Here is a 13120-nt window from a genome sequence, read left to right as displayed (position 1 = left end):
TGAAATTGAAATTATGTTACCTACATCTAAACAAATCATCAGAAAAAAACTAATACTAACAGAAGAACATCGAATCCTGGCTAAAATATTCAACTTTTAGGGTGTCCCAGTGAGGAAAACAGGAAAATGGAGAAGAAATTACTCAATTATTCAAGAATTACTTAAAATTTATTACTGCAAATGAAAAGGTTACAGCAAAGCAGTATGCAATTAGTTCCCGTATGTTTTAAGAATTGCTTCTATTGATAAATCCTCATCAATAAGTGGCCAATGAATACCATACCCGGAAGGTGATACCTGATAAAAATTTCTTTGAAGATTGTTGGCTGATTTTAATTTAGGTGATATTTTTTCCAACGATATTTTTAGTTGTTTCCCATCAATACTGATAAACATTGATGTTTCATCGAACGTGATGTCCTTTCCTGTATGGTATGCATTGCAATCATGGCACTAATTTTTAAAGTATTGGTTCCAGGTATCTACAATCAGATCGAAGTGCTGGTAGATAATTTTTTTAATTTCTCTATTTGCTGACGGTGTCATAATTATGTGCGAAAGCTTCTTTTATTTCAACCTGATCAACTCAACACCAAAATTTACATTCCATTTCACCTTTTTCTGCATGAATATGAATGGGTTCATTCCCCCTCGTTAAAGTAGAAAAAAGTTGCCAACCAAAAATGTAAAGGACAGTAGGCATACTATGCAAGTTTACTGAATTTGTTGGACAGATTTTACCAGATTTTATATCCTTCTTTGAAATATTTTTTTTGCAACAAAGTTGCATTATATTATCTTTGCAGTATGCAATTCAAAAAGGTAAACTGGGACATGTTGGGCATTGTTACTTCGGTAGCCTGTGCCATTCATTGCGCTTTATTACCCATTGTATTAACCAGTTTACCTCTGTTTGGAATAGAAATTATTCACAACCGGGCTTTTGAATTCTTCATGATTTTTTTAGCATTTGTAATTGGGGCTTTTTCACTGCTAAGGGGCTATTTATACAAGCACCATCAATTAAAGCCGCTCATTATTTTCTCGGCAGGCATTCTGTTCTTGCTGGCAAAGCAAATATGGCATCACTGGGAAATTGTTTTATTAATACCGGCGGTTATTTTAATTGTATATGGGCATTTGTTAAACAATAGAACCTGCAGTTACCGTTCGGCCAGTGCCAATGATGCTGCAAAAGTAATGGTACCAACAGATCATTTGCATCAAAAAGCAGTATAAAATTCATTGAATTTTTGAATAAAGCAGCCATTTAAAATTGCATGAGCCTTGTCAGGCTTTAAAAGGGAGTATCTTCTTTTCTAAAATAATATTTGTCTAATCCCAAACGGTTCATGTATTGGCGGTAACATTGTTCAATATAATATCCAAATTCCAGATCGTTCAGCATTTTTAAAATATCATAATCAGGCCTGTATTTAACCATAAAACTGTCTAATTGCGGAGAAGAAAGCCCAGTAATTTTTTTTACAAAACCCTTATTGAAACGATGGTCAATATAGGCATCCTGTTCCTGCTGAATTAATCTGCGTTGTAATGATTCTATACTTTGATTGCGTTTGCGGCGAAAAAGGTTAATAATTTCATCTAAATCTAAACCTACAGTAACACTGCCTGGGTTATAACCCGATGGTCCATCACTTAAACGAAGGCCTGGTTTTCTAAAGTTAAAAATTTTGGCATAGTCCTGTCTGTTTTGAATTGAATCTAATCGATAATTACGATTCCGAACACTTACATCGGGCAAATTATATGCGTTTAGAAAAATTTGAATATTGAATGCGTCTGTATTAGAAATGGTATCAACCGGATATTTCATGGTGGTTTTATTCAGTAATGAAAACCAGATAGAGTCATGTGGATTGACCATTATACTGTAATGCCCCAGCGAATCGGTAAGTGTACCCCTGCCGGAAGAGGTAATTACAGCCACTGCTTCTATAGGCCTTCTGGCAGAAATATCATAAACAGTACCACGTATCGGAAAAGCTTTAGCGGGTTGCTGGCCATGCAATTCGGCTATTCCACAAAAAAATAATATGGTAAGTAAGTAAAAATATTTAGTCAAACTGTTCAATTGGTGCTGTAATATTAAAGCCAAATCTATAAAGCAGCGCTGCTTTAAGCAGGAATTAACATGTTATTTGAAGATTTTTTTAAAACAGCCTCGTTAAAATTTATTTTCTATAATATAAGGCAGCATATTGCGCCAGGTTGGCCAGTCATGTACCACATCGGGCCCCCATATTTCCAAATCGTTCCAAATACCTTTATCCCATAAAACTTTCGAGAATCTTTTTCCAGACTCGGGGTCTTCATGTGCACCGGCACCAGAATAAATATGAATATGATGGCTGGCTTTAATTTTATCTAAATACCAGTGATCAGCCAGATTGGGTATGTAATGAATAGGGCTGTTATAATACACTTGCTCATCCCAATAACCTTTTGTATATTCTGTTAAATCATATACGCCACTCATGCTAATGGCTCCATTAATGATATCAGGTCTTTTTAAAAATAAATTCATGGCATGCAGGGCACCAAAACTGGCACCACAGGTAAAAATATGTGTATTGGCACTGGTGTGGTTCCGAATATAAGGCACCACTTCATTGTGTACATATTCATTGAACTGATTTTGGCGAATGGCTTTGTGGGCTGGTTCCATTTCATCATTCATCCAACTTTGTTTATTCATGCTATTGATACTGAATACTTTAATTTTTCCGGCATAAATAAATGGTGAAAGGGCTTCAATTAACTGAAAGCGTTCATATTCCAAAAAATCGGCGGCGGCAGTGGGTATTAATAAAACCGCAAATCCAAAATAACCATAAACGGCAATGGGCATTTCTTCCTGCAATGCCGGACTATACCACGACGTAATTTCTTTTACCATACAGGAATTATCAGTTTACAGGCAGTTTCTTTTTATTTCTTTCCAAACATCTCTAAAACACTGGGCTGCATAAGTGTTGGCTGCATAGGTTTCTAAAGGAGCCTGATGTATGCCCATTTTTTCAATATCACTGAGGTAAGGAATGTAATTTTTTAAGAACAGTTTGTCTTTATAAAATTCGTTCATGGTTTCGTGATGCAAATTTTTTCGGTGGTCTACCATGCTGAAAAAACATTTTATTTTTTCGGTATTTAAATCATTGTCTTTAAAATATTGCAAAACAGTTTCAAATGAGCGAATGGATAAAGTGGTAGGAATATTGGGCATTAAAATCCAGTTGGCCGTAAAGAAAATAGCTTCATGCAGAATAGATAATCCCGGCGGGCAGTCAATCACCACCAGGTCATATTCTTTTTTAAAACTGTTAATAAGTGCCGCAAATTTCTTTTTAAACTGTTTCATTTCATTCAATAAAACATCTGCATAACGGGCAGAAAGATCGGCAGGTATTACCGATAAATGTTCATAGGCCGAAGGCATTACCGCATCGGCAATATCCATTTCCTGCAATAAAATTTTTTTCGACTCATTTTTTGTGCCGGGTGTAACACCAAGGTAAAAGGAGGCGGAACCCTGGGGGTCTAAATCCCATACCAATGTTTTTTTACCTTCCTTAGCAGCTAAATAAGCCAGATTAACGGCGGCGGCAGTTTTGCCAACACCTCCTTTCAGATTGTAAAATACTAATGTGACCATACCTTAAATATACAAAACATTTGAATGCATGAAATATTCTATACACTTTTTTTGCAAAAAAATGGCCGGAAAAATGAAAGCATGATTTGTGATAAAATTATACTGACGAAATTAGCCAAAGATGCTGAAGATGGGAGTCAGAATGGGATGCCAATCAGGTTATATAATTTTATGCAACTCTTTTATGTGTCTGCGCAGGTGATTGATAGCTGTATACAGTGTAACCACAAATCCATTGTGCGGCATATTTTGCTATAAAACTACCCAAAAGAATAGGGATAAAGAGGCTATAGCCGCCTGCTACCAAACCACAGGTTAAAAACAGTGAGGTGAGCGGTGCATCAATTGCAGCACTGAGCATAGCAGCAGCACCTACCAATGCAAAATTAATGACAATAAGATGTAGACTAAAGTAGTGATTCAATACCAAGGCCACCAACATACCCAGAACAGCACCGGTTACAATACTGGGTGCAAATACACCACCATCGCCGCCGGCACCCAATGTTAAAGAGGCGACCAACGGTTTTAAAAGCACAATGGTCAGAAGTATACAGGCAAAAGTGATGGAAAAAGCTGTTTCATTGGCTTTGTTGATTAACGCAGGTAAAGCATGATAACTATCACCATATAATTGAGGAAAAAACAGGATGGCAATACCTACCAAAATGGCACCCACATTCACACGGATAAAATTATTATTGATTTTTGCGAAACGTGCCTTGGTAAAAATGACCAACTTGGTAAAATACACCGCCACAAAGCCGGAAATAATGCTCAGTAAAACAAAATAGGGGATGGCTTCCATTTTCCATCCGGCCACAGAAAATTTAAATAATTTTTCTCCTTCCATGGCTTGCAACATGAACCAGGAAACACCGGCTGCAATACCACTACTCAATACTATGGTTTTTGAAATCTTTCTTGCTATTATCTCAATCGCAAACAGAAATCCTGCCAAAGGGCTGCCAAATAAAGTGGCGATACCTGCCGCAACACCTGCAGTTATTAACTCGGTTTTATAAATATTTGCAATACTGCCCTTTTTGTGTGCAGTGGCACCCACTGCTGCAGTTGCCACCACGGTAGATACTTCTACACCGGTAGATCCGCCAAAAATAACTGTTAAAAAACCATTGAAATAATGCGAGGGGATTTTATAGGTGGGCAATTCATTTTTTCTATTGGAAATGGTCGTATAAATTTCTTTAATGCCTTTGTTTTGTTTGCCTTTAAAAAGGTATTTTCTTAAAAAATAAATTAGTGTAATGCCAACCGAAGGTAAAATGAAGAAAGCGAACTTAAAATGACTTGCATTTTTAAAAATTTGTGTTTCATAGTGTCCAGTAATCATTTTTAAAGAATCGGCCAGTAATATAGAAAGTAACGATACAATTATGGTAGTAATCAATAATTTTAAATAGGAAATGAGTATAATATTATAACGCATGCAGTGAAGAATTTAATGAATACATTTCAACAGATTGGTAAACCAGATACATGTACCAAATTGATTGCAAAATTAAATATAAGTGATGCAGGTATTTGTTAAAATGCTAATAATCCGGTTAAATACAGGCTGCACATCAAACTGCAATTGATGAAGAAACAATTATTGCAATGCTGAAATTATTGAAGGGCAGGTTACAACAAATTATTTTCAATAGCATATTTAATCAGTTCTGCATTGTTGTGAACATGCATTTTACTTAGAATACGTGCCTTATATGTACTAATGGTATTTACGCTAAGTGATAGGGCCTCAGATATTTCTGAAATTGTTTTTCCTTTAATAATGAGCTGTAAAACCTGAAATTCACGATCTGAAAGTTGTTCGTGTGGTGCTTTTTCAAAATCATCGCCATAAGCTTCAGCCAATATTTCAGCTACTTCCGGGGTAATGTATTTTTTTCCTCTTAATAATGTATTAATGGCTGTTACCAATTCTTCGGGGGCGCTTTCTTTGGTTAAATAGCCGGAGGCGCCGGCACGTATGGCCCTAAGTGCATATTGTTCAGGCGCATGGGTACTGAGCACCAGAATGGGTATGTGCGGACTAATATCTTTAACTTGTTTAATGGCATCTATACCCAATAACCCAGGCATGGAAATATCAGAAATTATGATATCCCACTTTTGTTTCATCACTTTTTTAATTAAATCGGTCCCGTCTGAAACCTCTTCTATTTCTGCAGAAGGGAAAGATTTTTCCAATATCATGATTAACCCTTTTCTCAACACATTGTGGTCGTCGGCTAAAATTATTTTCATGTGAATATTTTATTTTCTAAGTTTTCAATATAAAATTCACACATAAAATTTTCTTTGCTGAGCAATGCAATCGCAAGAAAGTTTTATGGTTCATTTCATAGGTATTTATTCAATCCGTTTTTTTCTTTTTTAATGGACTTGTTGCAAATATATCTACTTCATGAAAAACCACCCTGAAAGATTATGCTACTGGTAAGATAGACTTTTTTTTTGATACTACAAAGTGCAGGTTAAAATGATTACAAAGGGTGGTATTAAAAGTACATCAAAAAAATGGCGTCCCTTTCCAGGGACGCCCATAAATCCTATATCCTATGAAAAACCAAAACGTTTTTAACCCCCTAACCCAGAAAACATTCTGTAATTCAATACAGCAAATTTGAGGTTTTTTAACCAATCGCCACTTCACCCATTAGTATGATTTTTTCTAATAGAATTGGAAGAATATGATGTCATAAAGCAGCTTTATAATCCATAAATGGCAAATAGTTGCAAAGTAGGAAAGTAGGCTGCGGCTAAATTTTATTGGCATAAAATGGCAATCATTTCAAAGCAGTTTTTTTCAACCACATTTATGCAGTTTTTTATTGCAATTACCTACAGCCAGTTGCGCAATTTGGCAATGGCAGCAGTGCGGGAAGTAACTTCCAGTTTGCCATATATATTGGCAATATGTGTTTTAATGGTATTCACAGATAAATAAAACGCTTCTGCCATTTGCTGGTTGGTTTTACCATCATAAATGGCATTTAAAATTTCAAATTCCCGTTCACTCATGGGTTTTACCAAATGCCTGTTAATGGCTTTCAGTGAAAGTATGGGGTAGGCGGCATTGTGTTGCTGCGCATGGTTGTGCAGGGCAATTTCCAGATTTACCAGTACATCTTTTTCATCGAAGGGTTTTACAATATAGCCCGCAGGTATGGTTTTAATGGCACGTTCCAAAGTAAGCCTGTCGGCATGTGAGGTAAGGAATACAAAGGGTAATTTGTATTTGGTATTAATTACTACAGCCAGATCAATGCCATCTCTTTCTTCATGCAAATTAATATCCAATAAAATAGCATCGGGTAAATTGGTTTCTAATTCCTGTAAGGCATCAGAGGTATTATAGGCAATACCGGATACACAAAAATCAAGATTGGTTAGGCATTGTGCAATATCAGCAGCAATCAGCGGCTCATCTTCAATAATTAATATTTTAATTTCACTCATATACAGCAGTTGCTTTTTTGTACGAAGGAATGATAAGGGTTACCGTGGTTCCTTTTGTGCCGTCAATATACAATTCTGCTTTCAATTTTTGAATAAATGAATGTATTAACTGATAACCCATTGTAGTGAATTGGTGGTGTTGAAAATCATCGGCAAGCCCAACACCATCATCTTTTACCTGTAAAATTAATTTATCCTGCCACGTGTGCAGTGAAACCCAAAGATGTCCGGAATCCCTACCCTCAAATGCATATTTTAAAGCATTGCTGATAAGTTCATTTAAAATAAGCCCAATGGGTATCAAGTTGTCTATTTCTAACTGAACCGGGTCTATTTGCATGTTGAGGTGAAATTGCCCTTCATTTACTTTATAAGAGTTAAACAGATTGGTGGTTAACTTTTCAATATATTCCTGCATATTTATGCCGGCAAAATTTCCTTCAACATATAAATTTTGATGGATCAATGCCATTGCTTTTACTCGGTCTCTGGCTTCTTTAATGGCTGCAACGGCTTTTTCGTCCTGTATGGTTTTGCTTTGCAGGTTTAACAGGCTGCTAATTACCTGAAGGTTGTTTTTTACACGATGGTGTATTTCTTTTAACAGTACCTCTTTATCAGCCAGTGATTGGGTAATGATGGTATTTTTATGGGCCAACTCATTATTTAGTTTTTCTTTGTTGTGATACAATATTAAGATGGTACCTAAACTGAAAGTAAGCATAATTAAACCAATACTGTAAAAAATAATAATATTTTTTTTGTCTTTCAACGCCAAGCTCTTTAGCTCATTGTTTTTATTCAAAATTTCAATTTGCTGGTCTTTTTGTTTGGATTCGTATTTTGCAGATAAATCATTGATGTTTCGTATATTTTCTTCTGTTCTTAATGAGTCTGCATTTTCTTTGTAGGCTTTATAATAAACCAGTGCTTTTTCAGAATCGCCAGTAGCTTCATAGGCGTCGGTTAGTATTTTGTAGAAATAGGAGTTGAGTTCTATCTTATTGTTGTCGCCCACTGAAGGCAGGTGTAAGCCCTGTTCCGCATAATTAATGGCAATGGGATATTCTTTTTTGCCCAAATAAGCTTCGCCTAAACCTACCAGCAAATAGGAATAAACGGTTACATCTTTATTGATATTTGGTATAACGGCAATTTTATTAAAATAGCCCAGGGCGCGGTTGTACTGATTTTTTCCATTGTAACAGAAACCCATGTTTAAATAGGCGTTGTGTAACAGGTTGGGTGACGAAGCTTTTTCTGCAAAACGGATAGATTTGTTTAGAAAATAAATGGCACTATCGTATTTTTTTTGGCGTTGGTATACATCGGCCATGTTACTGTAAATATTGGCCAAATCGTCGGTATCTTTTTTATCAGTATAAATCTGTAAAGCTTCATTCAGGTAATAAATGGCATTCGTGTAACTTTTGGTAAGACTATACAGTATACCAATATTATTATAACTGTCTGCTACCTGTAATTTATTGTCTAATTTATTGCGGGTTTCCAATGCTCTGAAATGCCAAAACAATGCACTGTCTAAACGCCCTTCCAAATAATAAGAAAGTGCCATATTATTTTGTGCATTGCCCAATCCTGCTTCATCATTGTGTTTTAAATTAATGTAAATGGCTTTTTGTAATAAAAATCTTGATTTGTAAAATTCATGTTGTAAATCATAGGCCTGCGCCAGATTATTAAATACTTTGGCCTGTAATAATTCATTGGGCAATTTATTGCAAAGTAATAAAGCTTCTTCGCCATATAAAACAGCTTTTTGAGGGTCAATGGAAAGATAGCTAAAGCATAATTTGTACAATCCTTCTATTTTAATACTGTCTGTAGTGCCATTATAGACCATTTCTTCCAGTGAATCTAAAGTGGGTAACTGGCCAAATGAATGGATGGTAAAGGCGAAGGTAAAAAGTACAAAAGCAGCAAATGACTTCATTATTCAAAAATAAAGGTATATAGGCAAGTGATTGTACTAAACAATATACTCTATTTTATTCGGAAAAAGAAAAAATAGAAGGGCTGCCAGATGAATGTTTTGAATAGCGATTTAAAAAAAAGTTGCCTTGGTATTTTAAAATAAGCTTATCTGCCGCGTTTGAATGTTAAAAAAATATTTTTTTTGAAAGGTGAGGCGTATTTTAAATAATACAAAAGTTACCTGCTATTGGGTTTTTGCATTTTTTAATGTTTCTAATTGTTCCTGTAAAGCAAACATTTTATCGCGCAGATGGGCGGCTTCAATAAACTCTAAATCTCTGGCTGCTTTTTCCATTTGTTTTTTGATTTGCTGAATGGCTTTCTCCATTTGTGGAATGGTTTGATAAGTAACTTCAGCTTCTGCAGCTACTAATGTGTTCAACTGAGCTGCATCATCTGTACCTGTATTTTCTTCATTCTTAATATCCAAAACAGCTGTTTGCTGCATAATTTGCGCAATTGATTTTTTTATGGTGGTGGGGGTAATATTGTGTTCAATATTGTAGGCAATTTGTTTTTCTCTTCTGCGGTTGGTTTCATCAATGGTGCGTTGCATGCTTTCGGTAATCTTGTCTGCATAAAAAATTACCAGCCCGTCTACATTTCTGGCTGCACGACCTGCTGTTTGTGTTAATGATTTTTCGTTACGTAAAAAGCCTTCTTTATCTGCATCTAATATTGCTACCAAAGAAACTTCCGGTAAGTCAAGCCCTTCCCGTAATAAGTTTACACCTACCAAAACATCAATTTCTCCGAGGCGCAGTTGCCGGAGTATTTCAACACGGTCTAATGTATCTACATCACTGTGAATATATTTTGATTTGATGTTAATGCGATGCAGGTATTTATCCATTTCCTCAGCCATGCGCTTGGTAAGGGTAGTTACCAAAACGCGGTCGCCTTTGCGTACACGCTTATCAATTTCATCTAATAAATCATCAATCTGGTTAACAGATGGGCGTACTTCAATGGGTGGGTCTAATAAACCTGTAGGCCGCACCACTTGTTCAATTACTACACCGCCCGTCTTTTCCAGCTCATACTCTCCTGGGGTAGCACTTACAAAAATGGTTTGTCCAATTAAACTTTCAAATTCATGAAAATTCAATGGGCGGTTATCTAAAGCGCTGGGTAAACGAAAACCATATTCTACCAACACAAGTTTCCTGCTTCTGTCGCCTCCATACATGCCTGCTATTTGTGGAATGGTTTGGTGGCTTTCATCAATAACACATAAAAAATCTTTAGGGAAATAATCTAATAAGCAAAACGGACGGGTACCGGGTTGACGACGATCAAAAAAACGAGAATAGTTTTCAATACCATTACAATAACCCAGTTCACGTACCATTTCCAGATCATACTCTACCCGCTCTTTAATACGTTGTGCTTCAATAAACTTACCAATACGGTTAAAATATTCTACCTGCTCCCGCATCTCATCCTGAATTTCATAAATTACCTGTTGCAAAATATCTTTTGGTGCCAGGTATAAATTTGCCGGGAAGATGGCTGCATTTTCCAATGTGCCTATTCTTTTTCCGGAAATCAAATCCAGACTTTCAATGGTTTCAATTTCATCGCCCAAAAAACAAACCCGGTAACCATAATCGGCGTAGGGTAAATTGATATCAACGGTATCGCCTTTTACACGGAAAGTTCCTCTGCTAAATTCAACCTGCGAACGGCTATATAATGCATTGACCAAAGCATGTAAAAAGCCTTGACGAGAAATTACCTGACCTTGCTGAATACGAATAATACCATTTTCATAATCGGTTGGGTTGCCCATGCCATATATGCAACTAACACTGGCTACAACTATAATATCTCTCCTTCCGGTTAGCAGTTGCGCGGTTGCCTGTAAGCGCAGTTTATCTAACTCCTCATTAATGCTTAAATCTTTTTCAATATAAGTATCACTTACCGGCATATAAGCTTCCGGTTGGTAATAATCATAATAACTTACAAAATATCCTACGGCATTATTTGGGAAAAATTGTTTAAACTCACCATATAACTGTGCTACTAATGTTTTATTGTGTGTTAGCACCAACGTAGGGCGTTGCACTTGTTGAATAACATTGGCAATGGTAAATGTTTTACCGCTACCGGTAACACCCAGTAAGGTTTGATAATTTTCTCCGGCATGCAAACCATTTACCAATTGTTGAATGGCTTCAGGCTGATCGCCGCTGGGTTGATAAGGTGCATTTAACTGAAAAGGCATGTTGCAAATTACTGCAAAGCCTTAAGAAAAAGCATTTTTGTTCAGGTAGATGTAAGAATGAAATTTTTTTGAAAAGCAATATGGATAAAAAAATAGTGCAGTAATAGCAGGTGAAATAAAACGAATTGAACCATTAATCCTCCAGCTTTTTAAAATTTAAACGGATGTTTTCATATTCTTTTGTACTGGTGTAGGTTAATGTTTTTCTTCGAATTCTGAATGGAACTTTATCTAATTCATACAACCTTTCTACAGGATAAATTCTGGCAATATAGCCGTGTTTTTGATTCAATGTGTTTGGAATGTGTAAAGCAATAAAGTTGTAGGTTTGTACAATCATTGAATCAAAATCAGGGGTAAAAATTTGTACAACATTTTTTGATTTAGAAAAATTTATGTCATTTAAAATAGCGTTGTTTTTAAACAGGCTCACTGCTTCAATATAAATAGGGTCTTCTTTGTCGGCCAATAAAAATTTTATTTGAAAATTTTGTATGGTGCTGTCCGGCCGAATCTTTATTCTATACCCCACCAATGGTTTATGATCACATTGAAAAAAAATTTTACGATGCCGGTTATGCCATGAACCCAATGTCAAACCCAACTTATTATGGTACAGCTTTTCAATATATTCATAAGAATGATCATTACGAATATTGAGCGAATCGCCAAAGCTGGTGTCAATATATTTTCCAACTATCTGTTTGTTTGCAATCTTGCAATTGGTAAATGCCACACACAAGGCAATTACAACTATCAATTGATTTAGTTTCATTTCAAATAATTGTAGAGTATAAGTTCAAGTACAAAGCAAATTACCCCTGTTGCGATGAAAATGGTTAAAAATAGGAGAATTACATAATGCTTTTTCAATATAATGTTGTTTTAAACTTTTTTGAATTGAGATCGACATCTGCTTTTTTTGTTAACTGACTTGCTATGAAAAAAAATACACCATTCGTTGCATCATGCAAATACAAGTTTACAAAAAATAATTCATTGTAGATAAGGTGAATGATTGTGATACTTGATTTTTTAAATTTTATCATTGTTGTCCGACTAAAATTGTAACAATAATGGTTCAAACCCTTTACAGAACCCTATTTCAGCCGATTTCAAAAGATGGGGGACACCCTCCAATTTTGAAACAACCATTTTTTAGCCTGTAATCCTTTACAACAAGGATTACAGCAATTTTTTAGTTAAGTTTTGTCGGACAATAATGAAATTTTATATACCATTAAAAATGTTGGCACACAGGCATAATTATAGATATTGTCTATAGTCACATAAAGGTTATAAATAAAAATTATTTTCTGATTGTTGTAAATTTGGTTTTTCTAAACACTGAAAACGATTAAAAATGGAAAATATCACAAATCACGAAACAGCAACACACAAAATGAATGGTGAATCCAAATGTCCCTTTACCAATGGAATGCTGAAGAAAGGTGCAGGTGGTGGCACCAGTATTCATGACTGGTGGCCTAACCAGTTGAAACTAAATATTCTCCGCCAGCATTCTTCCCACTCCAACCCTATGGGTGATAAGTATAAGTATGCAGAGGAATTTAAAACACTCGATTTAGCTGCAGTAAAAAAAGATATTTTCGAGCTGATGACCACCTCTCAGGACTGGTGGCCAGCCGATTATGGCCATTATGGTCCGTTCTTTATTCGCATGGCCTGGCATAGTGCCGGCACATATCGTATTCACGATGGCCGCGGAGGGG

11 protein-coding genes and 1 pseudogene are annotated in these 13120 nt (G+C 35.8%); 2 read left to right on the top strand and 10 right to left on the bottom strand.

Annotation, left to right across the window (positions count from 1 at the left end; genetic code table 11):
* Positions 1–210 precede the first annotated feature (210 nt).
* Positions 211–417: a DUF2442 domain-containing protein gene (locus tag A0F92_RS16105; RefSeq protein ID WP_394330972.1), complete on the bottom strand. Its 207-nt coding sequence runs from the start codon at positions 415–417 to the stop codon at positions 211–213.
* Between the two features lie 390 nt (positions 418–807).
* Here A0F92_RS16105 and A0F92_RS14645 point away from each other — a divergent pair, with 390 nt between their 5' ends.
* On the top strand, positions 808–1239 hold the full coding sequence (locus tag A0F92_RS14645) for a MerC domain-containing protein (RefSeq protein ID WP_068247915.1): 432 nt from the start codon (positions 808–810) through the stop codon (positions 1237–1239).
* Between the two features lie 58 nt (positions 1240–1297).
* On the opposite strand, the gene A0F92_RS14640 is transcribed toward A0F92_RS14645, so the two are convergent.
* From A0F92_RS14640 to A0F92_RS14600, 9 genes are all read right to left on the bottom strand, one after another.
* The gene (locus A0F92_RS14640; protein WP_167517125.1) at positions 1298–2086 is read right to left on the bottom strand and encodes a carboxypeptidase-like regulatory domain-containing protein; all 789 of its coding nucleotides are present in this window, start codon (positions 2084–2086) and stop codon (positions 1298–1300) included.
* Positions 2087–2188: 102 nt separating this feature from the next.
* On the bottom strand, positions 2189–2920 hold the full coding sequence (locus A0F92_RS14635; protein ID WP_068247912.1) for an esterase family protein: 732 nt from the start codon (positions 2918–2920) through the stop codon (positions 2189–2191).
* A 15-nt stretch (positions 2921–2935) separates the two neighbouring features.
* Positions 2936–3676: a ParA family protein gene (locus A0F92_RS14630; protein ID WP_068247909.1), complete on the bottom strand. Its 741-nt coding sequence runs from the start codon at positions 3674–3676 to the stop codon at positions 2936–2938.
* A gap of 169 nt (positions 3677–3845) precedes the next feature.
* Positions 3846–5126, bottom strand: coding sequence for a chloride channel protein (locus tag A0F92_RS14625; RefSeq protein ID WP_068247906.1), 1281 nt, complete (start codon positions 5124–5126; stop codon positions 3846–3848).
* A gap of 194 nt (positions 5127–5320) precedes the next feature.
* Complete coding sequence (locus A0F92_RS14620; protein ID WP_068247903.1) at positions 5321–5947, bottom strand: response regulator; 627 nt, start codon at positions 5945–5947, stop codon at positions 5321–5323.
* A gap of 597 nt (positions 5948–6544) precedes the next feature.
* Positions 6545–7162 carry a response regulator gene (locus A0F92_RS14615; RefSeq protein ID WP_068247900.1) on the bottom strand — a complete coding sequence of 206 codons (618 nt, stop codon included), beginning with the start codon at positions 7160–7162 and terminating at the stop codon, positions 6545–6547.
* The gene (locus A0F92_RS14610) at positions 7155–9116 is read right to left on the bottom strand and encodes a histidine kinase dimerization/phosphoacceptor domain -containing protein (RefSeq protein WP_068247897.1); all 1962 of its coding nucleotides are present in this window, start codon (positions 9114–9116) and stop codon (positions 7155–7157) included. The genes A0F92_RS14615 and A0F92_RS14610 overlap by 8 nt, the downstream gene beginning before the upstream one ends.
* 225 nt (positions 9117–9341) lie before the next feature.
* Entirely contained in the window at positions 9342–11387 is a 2046-nt protein-coding gene (uvrB, locus tag A0F92_RS14605; protein ID WP_068247894.1) for an excinuclease ABC subunit UvrB, read from the bottom strand.
* 133 nt (positions 11388–11520) lie between these two features.
* Positions 11521–12162 carry a hypothetical protein gene (locus A0F92_RS14600; protein WP_068247892.1) on the bottom strand — a complete coding sequence of 214 codons (642 nt, stop codon included), beginning with the start codon at positions 12160–12162 and terminating at the stop codon, positions 11521–11523.
* A gap of 588 nt (positions 12163–12750) precedes the next feature.
* Here A0F92_RS14600 and A0F92_RS14590 point away from each other — a divergent pair.
* Positions 12751–13120 (top strand): annotated as a pseudogene (locus A0F92_RS14590) (catalase/peroxidase HPI); the annotation flags it as partial.

Source organism: Hydrotalea flava (genome assembly GCF_001623405.1).
Classification (GTDB): domain Bacteria; phylum Bacteroidota; class Bacteroidia; order Chitinophagales; family Chitinophagaceae; genus Hydrotalea; species Hydrotalea flava.
The sequence above is the reverse complement of the archived record's forward strand: the minus strand, read 5'-3'. Positions and strand labels throughout refer to the sequence as shown.

Bases quoted from the DNA above. Each gene is read 5' to 3' on its own strand.
- A0F92_RS14645 (WP_068247915.1), top strand. From the start codon at position 808: ATGCAATTCAAAAAGGTAAACTGGGACATGTTGGGCATTGTTACTTCG.
- A0F92_RS14635 (WP_068247912.1), bottom strand. From the start codon at position 2,920: ATGGTAAAAGAAATTACGTCGTGGTATAGTCCGGCATTGCAGGAAGAA.
- A0F92_RS14630 (WP_068247909.1), bottom strand. From the start codon at position 3,676: ATGGTCACATTAGTATTTTACAATCTGAAAGGAGGTGTTGGCAAAACT.
- A0F92_RS14625 (WP_068247906.1), bottom strand. From the start codon at position 5,126: ATGCGTTATAATATTATACTCATTTCCTATTTAAAATTATTGATTACT.
- A0F92_RS14620 (WP_068247903.1), bottom strand. From the start codon at position 5,947: ATGAAAATAATTTTAGCCGACGACCACAATGTGTTGAGAAAAGGGTTA.
- A0F92_RS14615 (WP_068247900.1), bottom strand. From the start codon at position 7,162: ATGAGTGAAATTAAAATATTAATTATTGAAGATGAGCCGCTGATTGCT.
- A0F92_RS14610 (WP_068247897.1), bottom strand. From the start codon at position 9,116: ATGAAGTCATTTGCTGCTTTTGTACTTTTTACCTTCGCCTTTACCATC.
- uvrB (WP_068247894.1), bottom strand. From the start codon at position 11,387: ATGCCTTTTCAGTTAAATGCACCTTATCAACCCAGCGGCGATCAGCCT.
- A0F92_RS14600 (WP_068247892.1), bottom strand. From the start codon at position 12,162: ATGAAACTAAATCAATTGATAGTTGTAATTGCCTTGTGTGTGGCATTT.